The organism is Buttiauxella noackiae, from assembly GCF_000737905.1.
Taxonomy (GTDB): Bacteria; Pseudomonadota; Gammaproteobacteria; order Enterobacterales; family Enterobacteriaceae; genus Buttiauxella; species Buttiauxella noackiae.
The window spans coordinates 1,525,840-1,548,428 of the sequence record NZ_JPRU01000002.1 but is presented as its reverse complement, the minus strand read 5'-3'; the positions used below and the strand labels follow the sequence as shown (position 1 = coordinate 1,548,428).

Below are 22,589 nucleotides of genomic sequence, written 5' to 3'. Positions count from 1 at the left end.
CGCCGTAAGTTATAAGTTTTTATCCAGTCGGCGCAGCCGATAATCTCGTATGCTGCTCAGGCATTAAGATAGCAAATCTTAAATGATTTGTTACGTGAATCAGTAAAATGTGTGAAGCATAGCGATCAAATCATAATCACTGATGATAATTATCGCATGATCAATAGGAATGGCCGAATGAAGAAGATTGGTGTAGTGCTTAGTGGCAGTGGGGTTTACGACGGCAGCGAGATTCAAGAGGCTGTTATTACGCTGTTGGCAATTGCTCGCGCTGGTGCTGAAGCCGTTTGTTTTGCACCTGATAAACCTCAAGCAGATGTTATTAATCACCTGACTAATAATAAGTCTATTGAGCATCGTAATGTACTGGTCGAAGCAGCTCGAATTACGCGTGGAGCCATTACTCCCCTGGCACAGGCCGATGCTAACGAACTGGATGCGCTGATTGTGCCTGGTGGCTTTGGTGCGGCAAAGAATTTGTGTGATTTTGCCATTAAAGGCAGTGAGTGTCAGATTGACGGCGATTTACGCCGCCTTGCCAGGGATTGCCATGCGCAGGGTAAGCCTCTTGGTTTTATCTGTATTGCTCCTGTGATGTTGCCAAAGATTCTTGATGTACCAGTGCGTTTGACCATTGGTACGGATATCGACACCGCAGAAATAGTTGAAGAGATGGGGGCAGAGCATGTCCCTTGCCCGGTCGATGATATCGTGGTTGATGAAGAGCAAAAAGTGGTGACCACGCCAGCTTATATGTTGGCGACACGTATTGATGAAGCCGCATTGGGCATCGAAAAACTGGTCGCTCGCGTTGTGGGTATGACTGCATGAAGAAAGGGCGAGTTGCGCTCTTGGGTACCTTGAAGCGCTGGCTGTTGCGCGGAGTATTTGCTTTAGCCGGAATCTGGTTGGCAGGGATTCTTCTGTTTAGTTTTTTACCCGTGCCGTTTTCAGCCGTCATGGCAGAGAGGCAACTCAGTGCCTGGTTTAGTGGTGATTTTGGTTACGTTGCTCACTCGGATTGGGTGAGTATGGATGAGATTTCACCGCTGATGGGGCTTGCAGTTATTGCTGCAGAAGACCAGAAATTCCCGGACCACTGGGGATTTGACGTTACGGCTATCGAAAAGGCCATTGCCCATAATGAACGTAATGCAAATCGCGTTCGCGGCGCATCGACACTTTCTCAGCAAACTGCCAAGAATTTGTTTTTGTGGGATGGACGTAGCTATGTCCGCAAAGGTCTTGAGGCTGGGTTAACGTTGGGGATGGAAGTCGTCTGGACTAAACGCCGCATTCTCACGGTTTATCTAAATGTCGCGGAATTTGGCGAGGGGATTTTTGGCGTGGAAACTGCTTCACAGCGCTATTTTCACAAACCGGCAAGCCGTCTGACGGCATCAGAAGCGGCGTTGCTGGCTGCTGTATTGCCCAATCCGATTCGCTTTAAAGCGAATGCACCTTCTGGCTATGTACGCCAGCGGCAGCAATGGATACTGCGCCAAATGCGCCAACTGGGTGGTGAGTCATTCATGGCGCAAAATGAGCTTAAGTAAATTAGTCTTCGTCAAAACCCGAATTAAAAAGGGCGATAACCGCATTCAAGGCTTGCTCTTCTTCAGGCCCAGTAACTTCAATTTCGATGTGTCCACCTTTAGCGGAATCCAGCATCAGCAATGCAATCACGCTGTTGGCTTCCGCCTCCGTGCCTGCCTCGTTACGCAGCATCACCTCGGCATCAAAGCTTTGTACCAGCTCGAACAGCTTCATTGCTGGGCGCGCATGCATGCCCAGTTTGTTAGTGATCTCAACGGTCTGTTTTACGGTCATGTTTTGCGTTTTTCCAACGTACGGTGACGGGATTGCACATTTTTGCCGCGCGAACGGAAATAGTCTGCCAGTTGTTCAGCAATATAAACTGAACGGTGTTTACCGCCTGTACAACCAATTGCCACAGTCAAATAGCTGCGGTTGTTGGTTTCCAGCATTGGTAACCATTGCTCAAGATAGCTGCGCGTCTGGTAGATAAAGTTGTGCACTTCGGTGTGACGGTCAAGGAATGCAGCGACGGGTCTGTCGAGACCGGTCATCGGACGGAGCTTAGGATCCCAGTGCGGATTTGGCAGGAAGCGCACGTCAAACACGTAGTCAGCATCGATTGGAATACCGTGTTTAAAGCCGAAGGACTCGAACACCATAGTCAATTCGCGCTCACGCTTGCCGAGCAGGCGAGTACGCAACATTTCCGCAAGTTCATGCACTGACATTTCAGAGGTGTCGATAATCAGATCAGCTCTGGATTTCAGTGGTTCAAGCAGGTCACTTTCTTCATCAATAGCACTTTCTAGCGAAAGGTTTTTGCTAGAAAGTGGATGCAATCGACGCGTGTCGCTGTATCGACGGATCAGCGTGTTACGATCGGCATCAAGGAATAACAATTGTGGCGAGAATGAGTCAGGCAGATTACTCATCGCCTGTTCAAAAATTTCCGGGTTTTCCGGCATGTTACGCACATCGATGCTCACTGCCGCAGAAATTTTTCGCTCTGCGAGAGTTTTGGCAAGATCAGGTAACAGCACCACTGGTAGATTATCTACGCAGTAGAATCCCATATCTTCTAGTGCACGCAAGGCTACAGACTTCCCTGAACCAGAGCGGCCGCTGACGATCATCAGCACCATTTTTTCACTCCCCCAACTTCTCTTGCTGTGGCGTCAACATATCCGCAGCCAGATTATTCACTTTCACTACCATTTTCTGTGTCGGTAATGATCTGATAAAGCTCTTCATCGCTTTGCGCAGAACGCAGGCGTCGACAAATTGTTTTGTCTGCCAGACGCTTTGCCACCAGAGATAAAGTGTGCAAATGCGTTTTTGTTTGGTCCGCCGGTACAAGGAGCGCAAACATCAAGTCCACTGGCTGGTTATCAATCGCATCGAATGCAATAGGGGTTTCCAGTTTAATAAACACCCCAACCGCGCGAGTGGTATCTTCTTCCAGTTTCCCATGAGGAATCGCGATACCGTTACCGATACCTGTACTCCCCATACGTTCGCGCGTTAGCACGGCTTCAAAAACCACTTGTGGCGGCAGGCCGAGTTGCTTTGCGGCCAGCTCACTGATGATTTCCAGTGCACGTTTTTTACTTTGGCAATGTACGTTGGTACGAGTACATTCCTTGTTCAGGACATTACTTAGTTGTAGAGCAGAATCGTTGTTCATCATAAGTTCACCTAAGCCTCCTGTTATGCTAACGGCCCGTTAAGTAACGAGCCGTCTATACCCATCATCCTTCAACCAGCAGGGGTGTTGGCTTCACTCACTAACGCCAGTCACTTACTTAAGTAAGCTCCTGGGGATTAGCTCCCTTGCCGCCTACCTGCAACTCGAATGCTAACGGGTATATGCCAAAACAGTTGCCCGGATTATCAGTGTTGTTTTAGTTTATCTTTATGTTTGGTTAACTGGCGCGCCAGTTTATCAATTAAGCCATCAATTGCCGCATACATATCCTGGCCATCAGAGCTTGCATGGATTTCACCACCATTCACATGAAGCGTCGCATCGGCAATATGCGTGACTTTTTCCACTTTTAACACAATGTAGACTTGGTTAATTCTTTCGAAGTACTGCTCCAGTTTGGCAAACTTCGTACTCACAAAATCGCGCAGTGCGTCAGTGATTTCGACGTTATGTCCTGTAATGTTGAGCTGCATAGTGTCTTCCTTATCGGTTAAGTCATACCAGCTGTTTACGCTGATTTGACGGTGGTATGGATAAAGACTCTCGGTACTTCGCAACAGTGCGGCGGGCCACCATGATCCCCTGATCGGATAGCATAGTCGTTAACTTGCTATCACTTAGAGGTTTCGCAGGGTTTTCTGCCGCAATTAATTTCTTCACTAGTGCCCGAATCGCCGTTGACGAGGCCTCACCTCCGCCTTCGGTATTCACATGGCTTGAGAAGAAATACTTCAATTCAAAAATGCCGCGTGGACTGTGCAAATATTTTTGCGTGGTCACTCGGGAAATAGTCGATTCATGCATTTCGACTACCTGGGCGATATCAGCAAGAACCATTGGTTTCATATGCTCTTCGCCGTGTTCAAAAAAACCTTGTTGCTGCTCAACGATACAGCGACTGACACGCAGCAGCGTATCGTTGCGACTCTCAAGACTTTTAATCAACCACTTCGCTTCTTGCAGGTTACTGCGAATAAATTGCGAGTCGCTGTCGTTACGGGCATTGGTACCCATCGCAGCGTACTGCTGATTTATTTTAAGGCGTGGAATGCTGTCGGCATTTAGTTCAACCGTCCAGCGCCCCTGAATCTTTTTGACCAGAATATCGGGAATGACATATTCGGGTTCACTGGTTTGAATCGATTGACCAGGACGTGGATCAAGAGACTGAATCAGGCACATAGCCTCTTTCAGCACTTCTTCTTTTAAGCGAGTGACGCGCATCAGGCTACGGAAATCATGATTGGCGAGCAGATCCAGATGATCGCTGACAATCAGTCGTGCCTCGGTCAGCCACGGTGTTTCACGGGAAAATTGCGAAAGCTGGATCAGCAAGCAATCGCGTAGATCGCGTGCAGCGACACCTACGGGGTCGAATCGTTGAACGCGTTTAAGTACCGCTTCTATTTCATCGATGGTGATTTCGTCATCACCCATGCTTTCGAGAATTTCATCAAGCGAAACTGTCAGATAGCCCATCTCATCAACAGCATCAACGATTGATGTCGCAATGGCGGTATCGGTATCAGAAAACGGAGTAAGATCGACCTGCCACATCAGATAATCCTGAAGCGACTGGGTAGTTTCCCCCTGATAAACCGGTAACTCGTCGTCAATGTAATCTGTGCCGGTTCCTGATGGTGTACCTGCGGTGTAGATTTCATCCCAACTGGTATCTAACGGCAATTCGTCAGGCATCTCTTTTTGTTCGAGAGCTTCACGAGTATCTAACGCTTCGTTTTCACGAACTTCCTGAGTTTCAATTTCTTCATGCAGATCGGTTTGCTCAAGCAGTGGGTTACTTTCCAGTGCTTGCTGGAGTTCTTGCTGAAGCTCTAACGTTGACAGTTGCAACAGACGAATTGCCTGCTGTAACTGTGGAGTCATAGCAAGTTGTTGGCTAAGTCGTAATTGCAAACCTTGCTTCATATTCAGAGCGAGCTTCCTCAGGTATATACCCAGCATACTTCGAGTTGCAGGAACGTGGGCAACTCGAATTACCCTGAGTATTAATAATTATACTTCCTACCCTATCAGAGTCTGAACTCTTCGCCCAGATAGACGCGCTTAACATGCTCATCTTCCAGGATTTCCGCAGGCGTGCCATGGGCAATTAACTGGCCCTGGCTTACGATGTAGGCTCGTTCACACACGGCCAACGTTTCGCGTACGTTATGGTCAGTAATCAGCACACCAAGCCCGCTGTCGCGCAAATGTTCGATGATTCGCTTGATGTCGATGACGGAGATTGGGTCAACACCCGCAAAAGGTTCGTCCAACAGAATAAATTTCGGGTTTGCGGCCAGAGCTCGGGCAATTTCGACACGACGGCGTTCACCACCCGACAGCGACTGCCCGAGGTTGTTGCGCAAATGCTCAATGTGAAACTCTTCCATCAACTCATTCGCGCGGTCTTCACGCTGCTCAGCGCTGAGATCATCACGAATTTGCAGGACTGCCATCAAGTTATCGAACACGCTTAAGCGACGGAAAATTGACGCTTCTTGCGGTAAATAGCCAATGCCACGACGGGCACGCGCATGAAGCGGCAGAAGACTGATGTCTTCGTCATCAATAATGATGTTGCCTGCATCACGCGGAACAATGCCAACAACCATGTAAAAAGTCGTCGTTTTGCCTGCACCGTTAGGGCCAAGCAAACCAACAATTTCACCTGATTTAACGGTCAGGCTGACGTCTTCAACAACGCGGCGGCCTTTGTAGGCTTTGGCGAGGTGTTTTGCAATTAAAGTAGCCATAACGAATTAGTTACTCTTTTTCGGGGCTGGCGCCGGAGCCTTGCCGTCTTTTTTCTGCAATTGAGAAGGGACCAGAACCGTGGTGACTCGTTTACCTTTTTCGCTAAAGGCCTGCATTTTCTGCTCTTTAACGAGGTAGGTAATTTTGTCGCCTTTGATATTACTGTCGACCTGCTCGAGATAAGCGTTACCGGTCAGAACGACAAAGTCGTTTTGCAACTCATAGTGCATGGTCGCTGAGTGGCCGCTAACGGGTTTACCGCTATCTTGCATCTGATAGAAAGTGGCAGGATTACCATAACCATCAATCACTTCTTTACCTTGCTCACCGCCAGGGCGGGTCACAACCACTTTATCGGCGTTAATTTTGATACTGCCTTGTGTCACGATCACATTGCCGGTGAAGGTGACGACGTTGCCTTGCATATCCAGCGACTGCTGGTCAGATTCAATATGAATCGGCTGATCGGTATCACCGGTCAGCGCAAATGCCGAAAAACTGGCGGCTAAAAGCGTACTGGTCAGTACTAAATTACGGCTGAGTTTGTTTATTCTGGATTTCATAGGATGTTCTAACCTTTTCAATCAGCTCGGCATTTTTACTGCGTAAGTTTCCACGCATTTTGAGGCCGGTAGAGTTAAAGCTGGTTCCGTACAAGGTTACCTGGTCATCAGACGCAACATCCTGAGTGACTAAATTAACCTGCGCATTGTCCGTGGTAATTTTGCGTAGCTGTGAATCTGGTGTCAGAGCTGTCAGTACCACATTCCCGTACAAATACAGCATCCGATCGTTAGTCAGTTTGGCGCGATCTGCCCGTAATGACCAGGTTGCTACTTTGTTTTCGTCATACTGTGTCATCACCGGATTGGTGAACCACGAAATAGCGGTATCGGAAAAATATTCAACATGTTCTGCGACCAGGCGGTAATTTAAAGCCCCTTCAGGACTGTAGGCGAGAGTCGTAGAATGTTCACTTTTATAGGTCGGCTCGTTACTATTTACTGTTTGTGGCGCAACAGTGTCTTTATCGACCAGATTTACACCAATCAATACCAGTGCCAGCAATGAGAGCAGGATGATAACCCAACGTCTGGTCTTACTCATATAGATAGCCCTTTGGCCTCATCAAGCTTTCCTTGGGCCAGTAAAAGGAGATCGCAGACTTCGCGTACTGCTCCTCGCCCGCCAGCAATACGTGTAACGTAGTCGGCACGAGGAATAAGTAAAGGATGAGCATCCGCTACCGCGACACTCAAACCTACTTTAGCCATTACAGGCCAGTCGATTAAATCATCCCCGACATAAGCCACTTGCTCAGCGGGAATGGCGAGCTTATCTAATAGATCCTGAAAAGCCAGCAGCTTGTCAGATTGCCCTTGATAAAGATGGGTAATGCCAAGTGTTTCACACCTGTCTTCAAGAAGTTTTGCTTTTCGGCCAGTAATAATCGCCACTTCGATATCAGAAGTCAGCACACAGCGAATCCCATAGCCATCACGCACGTTGAATGCTTTCAGCTCTTCGCCGCTATTACCCATATAAATCAGGCCGTCAGACATTACTCCGTCAACATCTAAAATAAGCAGGCGCACGTTTGCTGCCTGCTCCATCACGCGCGTGCTTACCGGCCCATAACAAGTGGCAAGAGACGCTTCATGGTTACTCATTAAGGCTAATCCTTTGTTAAACCACGCCTGCGCGTAGCATGTCATGCATATGTACCACACCCAGTAGTTGCTCGCCATCTGCAACCAGTACTGAGGTTATATGGCGAGACTGCATCAAGTTCAGTGCATCAACCGCCAATAACGTTGGGCGAACACGAATTCCGCCGACAGTCATGACATCTGCAATATTCAGGGAGTGGAGATCAACGCCCATATCAAAGACTCGACGCAAGTCACCATCAGTAAAGATCCCTTCAATTTTCATCAGGGAGTCACAGATTACGGTCATACCCATATTTTTGCGCGTTATTTCCAGTAATGCATCGCGCAATGACGCATCTTTACTGACATGCGGGATCTCATCACCAGTGTGCATAATATCGCTGACACGTAATAACAGTTTACGTCCCAATGCACCGCCTGGGTGAGAAAGAGCAAAATCTTCTGCAGTAAAGCCACGAGCTTTCAGCAGAGCAACAGCAAGCGCGTCACCCATCACAAGTGTTGCCGTGGTGCTGGACGTTGGAGCCAGTCCCAGAGGGCAAGCCTCCTGGGGAACCTTGACACATAGATGGACGTCGGCCGCTTTGCCCATTGAGCTTTCCGGGCGGCTGGTGATGCAAATCAGTGGCACCTGCAATCGTTTGAGAACTGGAATTAGCGCCAGAATTTCGTTCGATTCGCCAGAGTTAGAAATAGCGATAACAATATCTTGCGTGCTAACCATGCCGAGGTCGCCATGGCTTGCTTCACCTGGGTGAACGAAAAACGAAGGTGTACCGGTACTTGCAAAAGTTGCCGCCATCTTTTTACCGATGTGACCAGATTTGCCCATACCCATGACAACGACTTTGCCCTGGCAATAAAACATTTTTTCACAGGCCGCAGAAAAGTCTGTGTTGATGTATTGCTCGAGCTGATCCAGGCCTTCACGTTCGATTTTCAGTACTTCTTTACCTGCTTGCTGAAAGTCAAAACCCGGTTGTAATTCTATCTGTGACATAATTTCCGTTCCGCTTTACCCTACGACAGGTGATGCAATAAACCACAGCACCACAATCCATACGAAGAAACTACATGTTAACAGAGCACCTGCTGCCTTGCCGATAGAGCGTGATTTACGCCAGCAAAGTAATGCAAAAATGGTACTGACGACCAACATGACCCAATAGTCACGGGCAAAGGCATGCGGGTCAATTTCACCCGGTGCAATCAAGGCCGGAATTCCCAATACCAACACAATATTGAAAATGTTCGAGCCGATGATATTGCCAATCGCAATATCGTCTTCGCCTTTACGCGCACCTGCAATGGTCGTTGCAAGTTCAGGCAGACTCGTGCCAACCGCAATAATCGTCAGGCCAATCACTAACTCGCTTACGCCAAAGTAATGCGCCAGTACGCTGGCGTTATCGATAACCATACGTGTGGCCATCGGCATAATGATTAAAGCCACGGCGAGCCATAAAAATGCAACAGGACGGCTCCCTTCACGAGGAAGCTCTGCCAGCTGTTCGCGGGTCAGGTTGTCAGCCCCTTCATTTCCAGCAAAGCGAGCTATTTTAATCGTAAACAGCAGATAAGCTACTGCGACAGTAATCAGTATTACGCCATCAATACGGCTAAGCTGGTTGTCGAAAAGAAGCCATCCGATCACGCCACTGACGACTAACATTAGGGGTAATTCACGGCGTAGAATATCGGAATTCACGGTAAATGGATGTAAAAGTGCCGCGAGGCCGAGAATGAGTAAGATATTGGTAATATTCGAACCTAATGCTGTTCCCACCGCTAAATTTAATTGGCCATTTAGAGCAGCAGAGCTTGCCACGAGAAGTTCAGGTAATGATGTCCCGATGCTGACTACGGTTAAACCGATAAGAAGCGGGGGAACTCCGAAACTGCGGCAAAGTATTGATGCGGCAAACACCAAACGATCTGCCCCGTAGACAACCAAAAGCAAACCGATAATTAACAGAGCTGTAGCTAACAGCATGCAAAATCCTTTATTCAGGTATAATCGCCGGTCTCGTGTTGTGAAAGTACCGGCAGAGCATACAGATCTGTAGGTTATGATATGAATTCTTAATTCTGACTTTATGTGGCAGAAAAGTAAAACAAATGCCAATTTTCGCTAATCAGGGCAGAGAATATTCTGTGAAAATGTTGGGTTGGAACTGAGTTGCTATCCAATACTTCGTGCGTGAACTTGATAAAAGGAAAGATGATGAGCCAGACGCAGACGAATCTGGTCGAAATTCGCGATGTTAGCTTTACTCGCGGCAGTCGGCGCATCTTTGACAATATTTCCCTGAACGTGCCTCGTGGCAAAATTACTGCCATCATGGGGCCTTCAGGAATTGGTAAAACGACATTATTGCGCCTGATTGGTGGTCAGATTCAGCCTGACAATGGTGAAATCCTGTTCGACGGTGAAAACGTGCCTGCCATGTCGCGCTCGCGTCTCTATAACGTACGTAAGCGTATGAGTATGCTGTTTCAATCCGGTGCGTTATTTACTGACCTCAATGTCTTTGAAAATGTGGCATATCCACTACGGGAGCACCGCCGCTTGCCGGAGGAGTTGCTGCATAGCACTGTGATGATGAAGCTTGAGGCGGTGGGATTACGCGGAGCAGCTAAACTGATGCCAAATGAACTCTCTGGCGGTATGGCTCGACGGGCTGCCCTTGCACGCGCCATCGCACTCGAACCCGACCTGATTATGTTTGATGAGCCATTCGTTGGTCAGGACCCTATTACTATGGGTGTGTTGGTCAAACTGATTTCAGAATTAAACAGCGCATTGGGTGTTACCTGTATCGTGGTTTCGCACGATGTGCCTGAAGTGCTGAGCATTGCAGATTACGCCTATATTGCAGCAGATCAGCATATCGTCGCTGAAGGAACACCAACGGCCTTGCGAGAAAATAGTGATCCGCGGGTTCGTCAATTCCTCGACGGTATTGCCGATGGACCAGTACCGTTCCGCTATCCGGCAACGGATTATCGGAATGACTTATTATCAGAAACAGGGAGTTAAGTTACTCATGCTCTTTAATGCACTGGCATCGTTCGGAGAGCGGGGTTTGAAAACCTGCGCGTCATTTGGCCGGGCCGGGATAATGCTTTTTAATGCGCTGGTGGGTAAACCGGAATTCCGCAAACACGCGCCATTACTGATTCGCCAGCTGTATAACGTCGGCGTATTGTCGCTGCTGATTATCATCGTTTCTGGTCTGTTTATCGGCATGGTTCTTGGTTTGCAGGGCTACTTAGTTCTGACGACTTATAGTGCGGAATCAAGCCTGGGGATGCTCGTTGCCTTGTCGCTATTGCGTGAGCTTGGACCTGTAGTGGCAGCGCTGCTGTTTGCAGGACGCGCTGGTTCGGCTTTGACTGCAGAAATTGGCCTGATGAAGGCAACAGAACAGCTCTCCAGTATGGAGATGATGGCGGTTGACCCTTTGCGCCGTGTCGTTTCTCCTCGTTTTTGGGCTGGTGTAATTTCCTTGCCATTACTGACGCTTATCTTTGTCGCAGTAGGGGTATGGGGAGGAGCATTGGTTGGTGTGAACTGGAAGGGAATCGACTCTGGATTCTTCTGGTCAGCCATGCAAGATGCCGTTAACTGGCGTACCGATCTGATTTACTGTGTTATCAAGAGCGTCGTGTTTGCGATAACCGTGACCTGGATTGCGTTATTCAATGGCTACGATGCTATTCCTACGTCCGCAGGGATTAGCCGGGCAACAACACGAACCGTTGTGCACGCTTCATTGGCCGTTTTAGGGCTGGATTTTGTGCTCACTGCACTGATGTTTGGGAATTAAGTTCATGCAAACTAAGAAATTTGAAACTGGGGTTGGGGCGTTTTTGATTATCGCGTTGGCTGCCATTGTCTTTTTGTGTCTTAAAGTGGCAAACGTCACTTCGCTGCGCAGTGAACCAACTTACCGGGTTTACGCGACCTTTGACAATATCGGCAGCCTGAAAACGGGTTCTCCACTGCGCCTTGGCGGTGTAGTGATTGGACGTGTTGATGACATTACTCTTGATCCAAAAACTTACTTACCACGCGTCACCCTGGATATCGAAGAACGCTATAACCATATTCCGGATACCAGTTCGTTGGCGATCCGTACTTCAGGTTTATTGGGTGAGCAGTACCTTGCGCTGAATCTCGGTTTTGATGACCCTGAACTCGGTTCATCTATCCTTAAAGAGGGCGGCACGATTCAGGACACTAAATCAGCTCTGGTGCTAGAAGACCTGATTGGCCAATTCTTGTATAAAAGCGGTAATAGCGATAATCAGAACTCAGGGGATTCCTCAGCGCAGGATTCAGAGAATAATAGTGCAGCGCCACAGCCTGGCACGACGCACTAATCTAAGAGGAAACGTTCTATGTTTAAACGACTTATTATGATTGCCATGTTGGTTATTGCACCTTTGGCGAATGCTGCGGATCAAAGTAATCCATACAAACTGATGGGCGAAGCGGCACAAAAAACATTTGATCGCTTGAAAAACGAGCAGCCTAAGATTCGTCAGAATCCGGACTATTTGCGTGATGTAGTTGGGCAGGAACTTCTGCCATATGTGCAGGTAAAATATGCGGGTGCGCTGGTACTGGGCCGTTACTATAAAGATGCAACGCCTGCACAGCGTGATGCCTACTTCAAAGCGTTCGAAGCGTATCTGAAACAGGCCTATGGCCAGGCGCTTGCGATGTATAACGGGCAATCCTATCAAATCGCACCTGAGCAGCCTCTGGGTGATGCCACTATCATAGCGATTCGCGTAACTATTGTTGATCCAAATGGCCGTCCACCTGTGCGTCTTGATTTCCAGTGGCGCAAAAATACGCAGACCGGTAACTGGCAGGCTTACGACATGATTGCTGAAGGGGTAAGCATGATTACCACTAAACAAAACGAGTGGAGCGATATCCTGCGTACCAAAGGGATTGATGGTTTGACGGCTCAACTGCAATCAATCTCTAAGCTGCCAATTACACTGGAAAACAAAAAGTAATGGCTGGTGAACTTAACTGGCAGCGTGAAGCAGCAACATTGCACCTCACGGGTGAGTTAGATAGCGATACGGTGGGGCCAGTCTGGCTCCAGCGTGAGCAAATCATGGCAGGTATCAAGGTGTTAAACCTTTCGGGTTTATCGCGCGTTGACACTTCAGGTGTAGCGCTTTTGATTCATCTTGTAGATTTCGCAAGGCGTCAAAATGTTGAGATAGAACTCCAGGGCGCCAGCGAGAACTTACAGACGCTGACCAAACTTTATAATCTGCCAGAAGACATCCTTCCTGCTTTTGCAGGCTAATGTTTTCATAGCGTTACTATCATTGCCCCTGATCTTATTGGATCAGGGGCTTTTTGCTTATTTAAGCCAACGCCACTTTCCTCTAAGATGTGTGGCTTGTTTCCTTAACCGACGAATTATATCCCATGGAAAATCATGAAATTCAGACAGTGCTGATGAACGCACTGCCCCTCCAGGAAGTCCACGTCTCAGGCGATGGCAGCCATTTTCAAGTGATTGCGGTGGGTGAGTTATTCGCCGAGTTAAGTCGCGTGAAGAAGCAACAAACAGTTTATGCGCCATTGATGGAGCTGATTGCTGATAACCGTATCCATGCGGTTTCCATCAAGACCTATACTCCGCAAGAGTGGGATCGCGATCGTAAACTTAATGGTTTTTGAGCAATTCGCCACGGCGGGTTGTAACGATTTGAATTTAATAGAGAGCAGTTGCAATGGATAAATTTCGAGTTCAGGGGCCAACCCGACTGAGTGGTGAAGTGACGATCTCCGGGGCGAAAAACGCCGCGCTGCCGATCCTCTTCGCAGCGCTGTTGGCCGAAGAGCCAGTTGAGATTCAAAACGTTCCAAAACTGAAAGACATTGATACCACAATGAAGCTGTTAAGCCAGTTGGGTACCAAAGTTGAACGTAACGGTTCAGTGTGGATCGATGCCAGTGAAGTAAATATCTTCTGTGCGCCTTATGATCTGGTTAAAACCATGCGTGCTTCTATCTGGGCGCTGGGGCCGTTGGTCGCACGTTTCGGCCAGGGTCAGGTCTCTTTACCTGGTGGCTGTGCAATTGGCGCACGTCCTGTTGATTTACACATTACGGGTCTTGAACAGCTTGGCGCGGAAATCAAACTGGAAGAAGGCTACGTTAAAGCTTCTGTTCAGGGCCGCCTGAAGGGCGCGCATATTGTGATGGATAAAGTGAGCGTAGGCGCCACTGTCACCATCATGAGTGCTGCAACCCTTGCAGAAGGTACAACTATCATTGAAAACGCTGCCCGTGAGCCGGAGATCGTTGATACAGCGAACTTCCTCAACACGTTGGGTGCGAAAATCACTGGTGCAGGCACCGATCGCATTACTATCCAGGGCGTTGAGCGCCTGGGTGGTGGTGTTTATCGTGTGGTGCCAGATCGTATCGAAACCGGTACTTTCCTGGTGGCAGCTGCGATTTCTGGCGGGAAAATTGTTTGCCGTAATGCCCAACCCGACACGCTTGATGCGGTGCTGGCGAAACTGCGTGAAGCAGGCGCGGACGTTGAAGTCGGCGAAGATTGGGTGAGCCTCGATATGCACGGTAAACGTCCTAAAGGCGTGACAATCCGTACTGCGCCGCACCCAGGTTTCCCTACCGACATGCAAGCTCAGTTCACTTTGTTGAACCTCGTGGCGGAAGGTACAGGCGTAATCACTGAAACGATTTTTGAAAATCGCTTCATGCACGTTCCGGAACTTATCCGTATGGGCGCACACGCAGAGATTGAGAGCAATACAGTGATTTGCCACGGCGTTGAGAAGCTGTCTGGTGCACAAGTGATGGCAACTGACTTACGCGCCTCTGCAAGCCTCGTTCTGGCGGGTTGTATCGCAGAAGGGACCACAGTGGTGGATCGTATCTACCACATCGATCGTGGCTACGAGCGCATTGAAGATAAACTTCAGGCGTTAGGTGCGAAGATTGAACGTGTGAAAGGTAATAGCGGCGAATAACATTCGTTGTGAAAAAAAACCGGGCTTGTGAACTGCACCCAAAAAGTTGGACACCCAACCGAGTAAGGTGCAGTTTTTTATGAGCAAATATTCTCTTAGCTTCAAACTTCAGGTTGTGAAGCACTATCTTTCCGGTCTGGAAGGGTACAAAGCGACAGCAAAGCGTTTTGGTATCGATCACAGTGCCGTTCGTAAGTGGTCTGCCGTCTGGAAGCTTCATGGCGAAGCCGGGCTAACCACACGACGCTTCACCTACTCTCCTGTCTTTAAAGAGTCCGTCATCCTGTATATGCGTGAGCATCGACAGTCTGTTCGCGAAGTTTGTGCAACATTCTCTATTCCTGCCTTTTCCACGGTTTGTGAGTGGGAACGACTGTATGATGAAGGCGGTCTGCAAGCCCTGACAGATAACCGCCGCAGGAAAAAAACGATGCCGGATACCCCTGGAAATAAATCAGTCAACACGCCTCAAACGCCCCTTAACCCGGACGAACGTGAGGAGCTCGAGCAGCTACGCGTCGAAGTRGCTTATCTAAAAAAGCTTCAGGCCTTACTCAGGGAAAAAAACACGCCAGAACGCGGCAGAAAACACAGGTCGTGAATGAGTTAAGGCCGCAGCATCCCCTGGCTCGTCTGTTAAAAGCGGCGGAGCTGGCCAGAAGTACGTTTTACTGGCAGCTGGCTTGCGCGAAAAAACCGGACAAATATGCTGATGATAAGCATCAGATTTTAGCGCTGTTCCATAAGCATAAAGGGCGATATGGATACCGGCGTATCACGCTGGCCGGTCGTCGGCAAGGGAGTTCACTGAATCATAAAACGGTTCAGAGACTGATGCAGCAGTTAGACTTAACCGCCTGTATCAGAAGGAAGAAATACAACTCTTACAAAGGGCGATATGGCAAAGCTGCGGGTAATGTGCTGAACCGCCAGTTCAGTGCAGACAAACCCAACCAGAAGTGGGTAACAGACGTGACAGAATTTAAAATTGCCGGGGAAAAGCTGTATTTATCCCCGGTCCTTGACCTGTATAACGGTGAAATCGTGGCGTATCAGATGGAGCATCGACCCGTTCTGTCGATGGTGGACGATATGCTGAGTAAGGCGCTGTCGGTTCTGAGTGAAGGTGAATATCCGCTGGTACATTCAGACCAGGGTTGGCAGTATCAGATGGCGCACTATCAGAAGCGACTCAGGGAAGCAGGGCTGAAACAGAGTATGTCACGCAAGGGAAACTGCTATGACAATGCGGTGATAGAAAGCTTCTTCGGCACGCTGAAAACGGAATGCCTGTATCTGGAGGAGTATAAAAGCATCAGGGAGTTACGGGATGCTATTGACGAATATATCTACTATTACAACCATGAAAGAATAAAACAGAAACTAAAAGGCCTGAGTCCGGTAGAGTACCGAACCCAGGCCCAGATAGCCGCCTGATATAAACCGTCCAACTTTATGGGGTCAGTTCACTTGCCCGGTTTTTTTTATCTTTTCCGCATCAAGCTCGTTCGGTCAATGAACTGATGAGTTTGCGGATCGTAGTAGCGTGAAGGCCAAATCACCCAAGGTGAAGTTTCCAGTGCCTGCGCGATGATTAATTCACCTTTTGGCCAGGGTCGTGTCAACGTATTAGCCAAAGTAGAAGAGCTTAAACCTGCTTTCCGTGATTCAGCCGCAAGTGATGTTCCGCGTTTGCGCAGCCCTGCAATGATATCTGCCGGGTGCCAGTCAGTATTGTTACTTTCCATGTTTCTCCCTGTAACCGCTTCTATTTACCGGTTTGCTCAATTGCGGTTATAGCACAGCATGCATCCAAAAGACTCCAATAAATGGCGTAAAAATTCAAATTTGTGTTAACACGCACAAAGTGAATGAAACCAATGAGTACAGAGTTCTGCGGAGAGTAATTTTGAAGGATTGAATAAATTTATTGGAAACTTAGTGCGCCTTTGAACGGCGCACTAAATAGAGATTAACGATCGCGTTGAACAGCCATACGAGCCAGAGCAATTAAAGCTTCTTTGTACTCGCTTTCAGGCAGAACATTCAGAGCTGAAATAGCTTTGTCAGCTTCTTGTTCTGCTCGTAATTGAGTCCATTCCAGTGAGCCACAGGCAGCCATAGCATCTAATACTGGCTGCAGTAAATGACGCCCATTGCCTTGTTCAATAGCTTCACGAATCATTTTTGCTTGCTCAGCGCTACCGTTACGCATTGCGTGCAGCAAAGGGAGAGTAGGCTTGCCTTCGTTCAAGTCATCACCCACATTTTTACCAAGCGTTTGGCCATCAGCACTATAGTCAAGAAGATCATCGATAAGCTGGAAAGCAGTCCCGAGATAGCGACCATAATCCTGAAGTGCCTGTTCTTGTTCTGCAGTGGCATCAGCTAAAATACCTGAGCATTGCGCTGCAGCTTCGAATAAACGCGCTGTTTTGCTGTAAATCACCCGCATATAGCTTTCTTCGGTAATATCAGGGTCATTACAATTCATCAATTGCAGAACTTCACCCTCGGCAATTACATTCACCGCTTCGGACATCACTTCCAGAACCTTGAGCGAGCCTAGTTGAGTCATCATCTGGAAGGCGCGGGTATAAATAAAATCACCAACCAATACACTAGCGGCATTGCCAAATGCAGCGTTAGCAGTTGCCTTCCCGCGACGCATATCTGACTCATCAACGACATCATCATGAAGCAGTGTCGCGGTGTGGATAAATTCAATGAGCGCCGCAATATTGATGTGTGCGCTTCCCTGATAACCAAGCGTGCGAGCAGCAAGAACAGCAATCATTGGGCGGATACGTTTACCACCGCCACTGACGATGTAGTACCCTAACTGATTGATCAATTGGACATCTGAATTCAACTGTTCAAGGATGACCGCATTGACTCCCGCCATATCTTGCGCGGTTAACTCGTTAATTTTTTCTAAATTCATCGCAAAAGTCTGGCTTAAAGTCCTGTTTACCACATGTCTTTATGGAATCACGTGAGGGTAGAGGAGTAATAATGTAGTACAGATTGTACTGAAAAAACGAGGCAGATAAACGGCTGGTGTGATGCTGCGTTTTTTTTCTACTCTGTTTAATGACAGGGCTTGTCAAAGGCTCTCGTTTTGCGTAATATTCGCGCCCTATTGTGAATATTTATAGCGCCACCTGAAACATACGTAAGGTGCGTGCGGAAAGCGGAGTTTTATATGTACGCGGTTTTCCAAAGTGGTGGTAAACAACACCGAGTAAGCGAAGGTCAAACCATTCGCCTGGAAAAGCTGGACATCGCAACTGGCGAAGCAGTTGAGTTCGCAGAAGTTCTGATGATCGCTAATGGTGAAGAAATCAAAATCGGCGTTCCTTTCGTCGATGGCGGCGTAATCAAAGCTGAAGTTGTTGCTCATGGTCGTGGCGAGAAAATTAAGATTGTTAAGTTTCGTCGTCGTAAACACTACCGTAAGCAGCAGGGTCATCGTCAGTGGTTCACTGATGTGAAAATCACCGGCATCAGCGCTTAATACAGGGGAGCATATTAAATGGCACATAAAAAGGCTGGCGGCTCTACTCGTAACGGTCGCGATTCCGAAGCTAAACGTCTGGGCGTAAAACGTTTCGGCGGTGAAGCAGTTCTGGCAGGCAGCATTATCGTTCGTCAACGTGGTACTAAATTCCACGCTGGTACTAACGTAGGTTGCGGCAAAGATCATACTCTGTTCGCTTTGACTGACGGTAAAGTTAAGTTCGAAGTTAAAGGTCCGAAAAACCGTAAGTTCATCAGCATCGTTGCTGAATAAGTTTTTCGCGTCCCGGTAACGGATAGAAGCCCCGCAACACGTTGCGGGGCTTTTTACATTCTGCGGCCGGTAAATCAGGTATACCCATTAGTATTCGAGTTGCACTCAACGCCCCTGCAGCTTGAAGGATTATGGGTATAGTCGCAGGGAATGAAGCATGAAACAGCAGGCTGGCATTGGCATTCTCCTGGCGCTTACAACAGCAATTTGCTGGGGTGCATTGCCAATAGCGATGAAACAGGTGCTGACGGTAATGGAACCGCCAACAGTTGTTTTTTATCGCTTCCTGATGGCAAGTCTGGGTTTGGGTTGCATTCTCGCAATACGCGGAAAATTGCCTCCGTTGGCGTTGTTCAGAAAGCCTCGTTGGTTAGGCCTACTCGCGATTGCAACGGGTGGCTTGTTCGGCAACTTTTTGCTGTTTAGTTCATCACTACAGTATTTAAGCCCGACGGCATCACAGGTCATTGGTCAGCTTTCCCCGGTGGGAATGATGGTGGCAAGTGTGGTGGTGCTAAAAGAGAAAATGCGCGGCACGCAGGTCATCGGGGCCATAATGTTACTTTGCGGGTTGGTGATGTTTTTTAATACCAGCCTGATAGAAATTTTTACCCGCCTGACAGATTACACCCTGGGGGTGATTTTCGGTGTTCTGGCGGCGACAGTGTGGGTCACCTATGGTGTGGCGCAGAAGGTATTATTACGCCGCCTGGCCTCGCAACAGATCCTCTTTTTATTGTACACTTTATGTACTCTTGCGCTTTTTCCATTGGCTCAGTTGGATAAAATCTTCCAACTCAGTAATTGGCAACTGGCGTGTTTAGTTTTCTGTGGCCTGAATACACTGGTTGGGTATGGGGCACTGGCAGAAGCCATGGCAAGGTGGCAGGCGGCACAGGTTAGCGCCATTATTACGCTAACTCCGCTGTTTACTTTGCTATTTTCAGATTTATTAGCGTTAGCCTGGCCCGATTTCTTCGCCATGCCGTTGCTTAACCTTGTCGGTTATAGCGGTGCGTTTGTCGTGGTAGCAGGTGCGATGTATTCAGCCATTGGTCACCGTCTTTGGGGACGCTGGCGCAAAACCGAAGCTGTTCTTCCAGTACAACGTTCGGGCGAATGATTTACGGAGAAGTGAAATGAAGTTTGTTGATGAAGCAACGATCCTGGTCGTAGCAGGTGATGGCGGTAACGGCTGCGTTAGCTTCCGTCGTGAAAAATATATTCCCAGAGGCGGCCCGGACGGTGGTGACGGCGGTGATGGCGGTGATGTGTGGCTTGAGGCTGACGAAAACCTCAATACTCTTATCGACTATCGCTTTGAGAAATCTTTCCGCGCTGAACGTGGTCAAAATGGCCAGAGCCGTGACTGTACCGGTAAACGTGGTAAAGACATTACCGTTAAGGTACCTGTAGGGACTCGTGTTATCGATCAGGGCACTGGCGAGACTATGGGTGACATGACCCAGCATGGTCAGCGACTGATGGTTGCTAAAGGCGGCTGGCACGGTTTGGGTAACACCCGTTTCAAGTCATCTGTAAACCGTACACCACGCCAGAAAACCATGGGTACCCCAGGTGAGAAGCGCGATATTCAACTTGAGCTGTTACTGCTGGCTGACGTTGGTATGCTTGGCTTGCCTAATGCGGGCAAATCTACCTTTATTCGTTCTGTCTCTGCAGCAAAACCAAAAGTAGCGGATTATCCGTTTACTACCCTGATCCCAAGCCTTGGTGTTGTCCGTATGGATAACGAGAAGAGCTTTGTGGTTGCCGATATTCCAGGGTTGATTGAAGGTGCGGCTGAAGGCGCAGGCCTCGGTATCCGCTTCCTGAAACACCTTGAGCGTTGCCGTGTGCTGTTGCACCTCATCGATATCGCACCAATTGACGAATCCGATCCGGTTGAAAATGGCCGGGTCATCATTGGTGAATTGGAGAAATACAGCGAGAAACTTGCTGAGAAGCCACGTTGGTTGGTCTTCAACAAATGCGATTTGATGAGCAAAGAAGACGCCGAAGCGCGTGCAAAAGAAATTGCGACCGCAATGGGCTGGGAAGAGAAATACTACCTGATCTCTGCGGTTAATCGCGAAGGTGTGAATGCGCTGTGCTGGGATGTAATGGACTTCATCATTGCTAACCCGAAAATCGCTGAGCTTCAGCCTGTTGCTCCTGAGAAAGTCGAGTTTATGTGGGATGATTATCATCAGCAGCAACTCGATGCAGTAGAAGCAGAAGAAGATGATGACTGGGATGACGACTGGGATGAAGATGACGACGAAGGTGTTGAAATCATCTATCAGAAATAAGACGTTATCTGACGTTATCTAATGAAGGGCCGGAATTTTCCGGCCTTTTTTATTGGCTTTGCGAAGGTATCCAGCAACGTGCCAGCAGACCAGTGCTCTCTGGGCCATTTTCCAAATCTAACCTTCCATGGTGTAACTGCACAATACGTTGGACAATATTCAGACCAAGACCACTTCCACCATAACGTTCATCCATACGACGGAACGGGTCGGTAATCGTCTTGCGGTGCTGTTCATTTATCCCTGGTCCCTGATCAGCAACCATCAGTGTTGCGCCAGTCCCCTGAGCGTCTAACGAAACCGTTATAATACTTTTCGTCGGGCTGTAACGGGATGCATTTTCCAGCAGATTACGTAGCATCAGGCGCAGCAGCACTGCATCTCCTTGCACCATATTTTCACTTTCTTTTGCCCAGATAATGGTTTGATCGCGCAAGGCGACCATTTCATCCATTTCCATTTTGAGCGGCGAAATAATGTCACGTTGCCAGTTCAACGTATCGTAATGCCCACTCGCCAGAGCCTGCCCTGCGCGCGCGAGCATCAGCAACTGTTCTATGGTATGCATCAGCTGATCTATTCGCTCCAGCAGCATAGGAGCTTGCTGAACGCCTGAATTTGCCATCAATTCAAGATGCAGCCGGATGCCGGCAAGCGGTGTACGAAGCTCATGGGCTGCATCTGCTGTAAATAAGCGTTCCTGCTGAATAGTATGATCAAGCCTTGCCAGCAATTGATTCAGTGAATTGGTGACGGCAACCATCTCCTCCATATCTGAATACATTGGCAGAGGTGTAAGGTTATCAGCTGAACGATTAGCAAGGCTGGTGCGCAGGCGATTCAATGGACGTGTAATCCAGGTGATCGCCCAGAAAGAGAAGAACAATGTGAAACCAATCATCACCAGAGAAGGAACTAGCAATGAAGCAATAGCTTCGCGGATCTCTTTCTCTACATGCTGATTTCGTGCCTTGGCAGAAAGCGTTTCACTGACGAGGAAACTGATTTGCTCGCGACTTTCATGCCATAACCAAATGACACTAATTAACTGGAAAAACAAAAGAATAAGAGCAAGAAGAATCATTAATCGCTGGCGCATACTATTCATGTTCGGCTCTCCAGTCGATAGCCAACACCACGCACGGTTTTTATTCTGTCCTTGCCTAGCTTGCGTCGAAGATTGTGGATATGCACTTCTAACGTATTTGAGCCTGGGTCATCCTGCCAACTGTAGATATCTTGCTGTAATGTTTCACGATGAACCGTCTGCCCGATTCGCATCATCAAGCGTGTGAGTAACGCGAACTCTTTTGGCGTGATTTCAACAGGCTGGTCTTGTAGCAGCACTTGCTGAGTTTGCAGGTTGAGTGTCAGATCATCATGCTGAAGAAGGTTATCGCTATGTCCCTGATAACGGCGAATCAATGCCCGCGTGCGGGCCTGTAACTCGGCGAGCGCAAAAGGTTTGACCAGGTAATCATCGGCGCCCGAATCCAGCCCGTTAACTCTGTCTTCCAGCGCATCACGTGCGGTCAGTATTAGCACTGGCGTGCTGATACTGCGGCGACGCCATTGCCTTAACAGCGTCGCGCCGTCTTTATCCGGTAGGCCAAGATCGAGGATGATCATGCTGTATTCACCACTGTCTATTAGCGCATCGGCTTCGGCAGCAGTCGTTGCGCAATCAAGAGCGTAACCCTCGCTGTTCAGTGCCAGCACCAGGCCTTCCCGTAACAGTAAATCGTCTTCAACAATCAGCAGTTTCATAA

Annotated in this window: 29 protein-coding genes; 14 read left to right on the top strand and 15 right to left on the bottom strand. The window is 48.4% G+C overall.

Annotated elements, in window-relative coordinates; genetic code table 11:
• Window positions 1-177 precede the first annotated feature (177 nt).
• Window positions 178-831, top strand: coding sequence for an isoprenoid biosynthesis glyoxalase ElbB (elbB, locus tag IX31_RS15585; protein WP_034459774.1), 654 nt, complete (start codon window positions 178-180; stop codon window positions 829-831).
• Window positions 828-1,556, top strand: coding sequence for a monofunctional biosynthetic peptidoglycan transglycosylase (gene mtgA, locus IX31_RS15580; RefSeq protein ID WP_034459771.1), 729 nt, complete (start codon window positions 828-830; stop codon window positions 1,554-1,556). Before elbB ends, mtgA begins: the two co-directional genes overlap by 4 nt.
• A 1-nt stretch (window position 1,557) precedes the next feature.
• Here the strand turns inward: mtgA and npr are convergent, their stop codons facing one another.
• The 11 genes from npr to IX31_RS15525 all read right to left on the bottom strand — a co-directional run bounded on the left by npr (window position 1,558) and on the right by IX31_RS15525 (window position 9,670).
• Complete coding sequence (npr, locus tag IX31_RS15575; RefSeq protein WP_034459769.1) at window positions 1,558-1,830, bottom strand: PTS phosphocarrier protein NPr; 273 nt, start codon at window positions 1,828-1,830, stop codon at window positions 1,558-1,560.
• On the bottom strand, window positions 1,827-2,681 hold the full coding sequence (gene rapZ, locus IX31_RS15570) for an RNase adapter RapZ (protein WP_034459766.1): 855 nt from the start codon (window positions 2,679-2,681) through the stop codon (window positions 1,827-1,829). The genes npr and rapZ overlap by 4 nt, the downstream gene beginning before the upstream one ends.
• A 53-nt stretch (window positions 2,682-2,734) precedes the next feature.
• A complete protein-coding gene (gene ptsN, locus IX31_RS15565; RefSeq protein ID WP_034459764.1) occupies window positions 2,735-3,226 on the bottom strand; it encodes a PTS IIA-like nitrogen regulatory protein PtsN in 492 nt (163 codons plus the stop codon).
• 203 nt (window positions 3,227-3,429) lie between these two features.
• Window positions 3,430-3,717: a ribosome hibernation promoting factor gene (hpf, locus tag IX31_RS15560; protein ID WP_034459762.1), complete on the bottom strand. Its 288-nt coding sequence runs from the start codon at window positions 3,715-3,717 to the stop codon at window positions 3,430-3,432.
• 22 nt (window positions 3,718-3,739) lie between these two features.
• Window positions 3,740-5,173: an RNA polymerase factor sigma-54 gene (gene rpoN, locus IX31_RS15555; protein ID WP_034459760.1), complete on the bottom strand. Its 1,434-nt coding sequence runs from the start codon at window positions 5,171-5,173 to the stop codon at window positions 3,740-3,742.
• A 104-nt stretch (window positions 5,174-5,277) separates the two neighbouring features.
• Window positions 5,278-6,003 carry an LPS export ABC transporter ATP-binding protein gene (gene lptB, locus IX31_RS15550; protein WP_034459758.1) on the bottom strand — a complete coding sequence of 242 codons (726 nt, stop codon included), beginning with the start codon at window positions 6,001-6,003 and terminating at the stop codon, window positions 5,278-5,280.
• Window positions 6,004-6,009: 6 nt separating this feature from the next.
• Window positions 6,010-6,567 carry a lipopolysaccharide ABC transporter substrate-binding protein LptA gene (gene lptA, locus IX31_RS15545; RefSeq protein ID WP_034459756.1) on the bottom strand — a complete coding sequence of 186 codons (558 nt, stop codon included), beginning with the start codon at window positions 6,565-6,567 and terminating at the stop codon, window positions 6,010-6,012.
• The gene (gene lptC / locus IX31_RS15540) at window positions 6,536-7,111 is read right to left on the bottom strand and encodes an LPS export ABC transporter periplasmic protein LptC (protein ID WP_034459753.1); all 576 of its coding nucleotides are present in this window, start codon (window positions 7,109-7,111) and stop codon (window positions 6,536-6,538) included. Before lptC ends, lptA begins: the two co-directional genes overlap by 32 nt.
• Window positions 7,108-7,674, bottom strand: a complete 567-nt coding sequence (gene kdsC / locus IX31_RS15535; RefSeq protein ID WP_034459751.1) for a 3-deoxy-manno-octulosonate-8-phosphatase KdsC — start codon at window positions 7,672-7,674, stop codon at window positions 7,108-7,110. Before kdsC ends, lptC begins: the two co-directional genes overlap by 4 nt.
• A gap of 16 nt (window positions 7,675-7,690) precedes the next feature.
• Entirely contained in the window at window positions 7,691-8,677 is a 987-nt protein-coding gene (gene kdsD, locus IX31_RS15530) for an arabinose-5-phosphate isomerase KdsD (protein ID WP_034459749.1), read from the bottom strand.
• A 15-nt stretch (window positions 8,678-8,692) separates the two neighbouring features.
• The gene (locus IX31_RS15525) at window positions 8,693-9,670 is read right to left on the bottom strand and encodes a calcium/sodium antiporter (protein WP_034459747.1); all 978 of its coding nucleotides are present in this window, start codon (window positions 9,668-9,670) and stop codon (window positions 8,693-8,695) included.
• 231 nt (window positions 9,671-9,901) lie between these two features.
• Here IX31_RS15525 and mlaF point away from each other — a divergent pair, with 231 nt between their 5' ends.
• The 8 genes from mlaF to IX31_RS22945 all read left to right on the top strand — a co-directional run bounded on the left by mlaF (window position 9,902) and on the right by IX31_RS22945 (window position 16,152).
• Window positions 9,902-10,717 (top strand): phospholipid ABC transporter ATP-binding protein MlaF, encoded by an 816-nt coding sequence (gene mlaF, locus IX31_RS15520; protein ID WP_034459745.1) that lies wholly within the window; start codon window positions 9,902-9,904, stop codon window positions 10,715-10,717.
• A gap of 7 nt (window positions 10,718-10,724) precedes the next feature.
• On the top strand, window positions 10,725-11,507 hold the full coding sequence (mlaE, locus tag IX31_RS15515; protein WP_034460130.1) for a lipid asymmetry maintenance ABC transporter permease subunit MlaE: 783 nt from the start codon (window positions 10,725-10,727) through the stop codon (window positions 11,505-11,507).
• Window positions 11,508-11,511: 4 nt separating this feature from the next.
• Window positions 11,512-12,063: an outer membrane lipid asymmetry maintenance protein MlaD gene (gene mlaD / locus IX31_RS15510; RefSeq protein ID WP_034459743.1), complete on the top strand. Its 552-nt coding sequence runs from the start codon at window positions 11,512-11,514 to the stop codon at window positions 12,061-12,063.
• Window positions 12,064-12,081: 18 nt separating this feature from the next.
• A complete protein-coding gene (gene mlaC, locus IX31_RS15505; RefSeq protein ID WP_034459740.1) occupies window positions 12,082-12,711 on the top strand; it encodes a phospholipid-binding protein MlaC in 630 nt (209 codons plus the stop codon).
• Window positions 12,711-13,013, top strand: coding sequence for a lipid asymmetry maintenance protein MlaB (gene mlaB / locus IX31_RS15500; protein ID WP_034459737.1), 303 nt, complete (start codon window positions 12,711-12,713; stop codon window positions 13,011-13,013). The genes mlaC and mlaB overlap by 1 nt, the downstream gene beginning before the upstream one ends.
• A 125-nt stretch (window positions 13,014-13,138) precedes the next feature.
• Complete coding sequence (gene ibaG / locus IX31_RS15495; RefSeq protein ID WP_034459734.1) at window positions 13,139-13,393, top strand: BolA family iron metabolism protein IbaG; 255 nt, start codon at window positions 13,139-13,141, stop codon at window positions 13,391-13,393.
• 53 nt (window positions 13,394-13,446) lie between these two features.
• Window positions 13,447-14,715: a UDP-N-acetylglucosamine 1-carboxyvinyltransferase gene (gene murA, locus IX31_RS15490; protein ID WP_034459732.1), complete on the top strand. Its 1,269-nt coding sequence runs from the start codon at window positions 13,447-13,449 to the stop codon at window positions 14,713-14,715.
• A gap of 79 nt (window positions 14,716-14,794) precedes the next feature.
• A protein-coding gene (locus IX31_RS22945) for an IS3 family transposase (protein WP_122974027.1) occupies window positions 14,795-16,152 on the top strand; the annotation gives its coding sequence in 2 pieces (ribosomal slippage) (window positions 14,795-15,257 and window positions 15,257-16,152; 1,359 coding nt in all).
• 47 nt (window positions 16,153-16,199) lie between these two features.
• On the opposite strand, the gene sfsB is transcribed toward IX31_RS22945, so the two are convergent.
• Together sfsB and ispB are read right to left on the bottom strand one after the other, a co-directional pair.
• On the bottom strand, window positions 16,200-16,463 hold the full coding sequence (sfsB, locus tag IX31_RS15475; RefSeq protein WP_034459727.1) for a DNA-binding transcriptional regulator SfsB: 264 nt from the start codon (window positions 16,461-16,463) through the stop codon (window positions 16,200-16,202).
• Between the two features lie 224 nt (window positions 16,464-16,687).
• Entirely contained in the window at window positions 16,688-17,659 is a 972-nt protein-coding gene (ispB, locus tag IX31_RS15470; RefSeq protein ID WP_034459725.1) for an octaprenyl diphosphate synthase, read from the bottom strand.
• Between the two features lie 261 nt (window positions 17,660-17,920).
• Between ispB and rplU the strand changes: the two genes are divergently transcribed.
• The 4 genes from rplU (at window position 17,921) to cgtA (ending at window position 20,820) form a co-directional block, all read left to right on the top strand.
• Window positions 17,921-18,232, top strand: coding sequence for a 50S ribosomal protein L21 (gene rplU / locus IX31_RS15465; protein ID WP_034459723.1), 312 nt, complete (start codon window positions 17,921-17,923; stop codon window positions 18,230-18,232).
• Window positions 18,233-18,250: 18 nt separating this feature from the next.
• Complete coding sequence (gene rpmA / locus IX31_RS15460) at window positions 18,251-18,508, top strand: 50S ribosomal protein L27 (protein WP_024549632.1); 258 nt, start codon at window positions 18,251-18,253, stop codon at window positions 18,506-18,508.
• Window positions 18,509-18,665: 157 nt separating this feature from the next.
• Window positions 18,666-19,631 carry a DMT family transporter gene (locus IX31_RS15455; protein ID WP_034459718.1) on the top strand — a complete coding sequence of 322 codons (966 nt, stop codon included), beginning with the start codon at window positions 18,666-18,668 and terminating at the stop codon, window positions 19,629-19,631.
• Between the two features lie 16 nt (window positions 19,632-19,647).
• Window positions 19,648-20,820: an Obg family GTPase CgtA gene (gene cgtA, locus IX31_RS15450; protein ID WP_034459715.1), complete on the top strand. Its 1,173-nt coding sequence runs from the start codon at window positions 19,648-19,650 to the stop codon at window positions 20,818-20,820.
• 49 nt (window positions 20,821-20,869) lie between these two features.
• Here the strand turns inward: cgtA and pmrB are convergent, their stop codons facing one another.
• Both pmrB and pmrA read right to left on the bottom strand, forming a co-directional pair.
• Window positions 20,870-21,928 (bottom strand): two-component system sensor histidine kinase PmrB, encoded by a 1,059-nt coding sequence (gene pmrB, locus IX31_RS15445; protein WP_034459713.1) that lies wholly within the window; start codon window positions 21,926-21,928, stop codon window positions 20,870-20,872.
• Complete coding sequence (gene pmrA, locus IX31_RS15440) at window positions 21,925-22,587, bottom strand: two-component system response regulator PmrA (protein WP_034459711.1); 663 nt, start codon at window positions 22,585-22,587, stop codon at window positions 21,925-21,927. The genes pmrB and pmrA overlap by 4 nt, the downstream gene beginning before the upstream one ends.
• Window positions 22,588-22,589 lie beyond the last annotated feature (2 nt).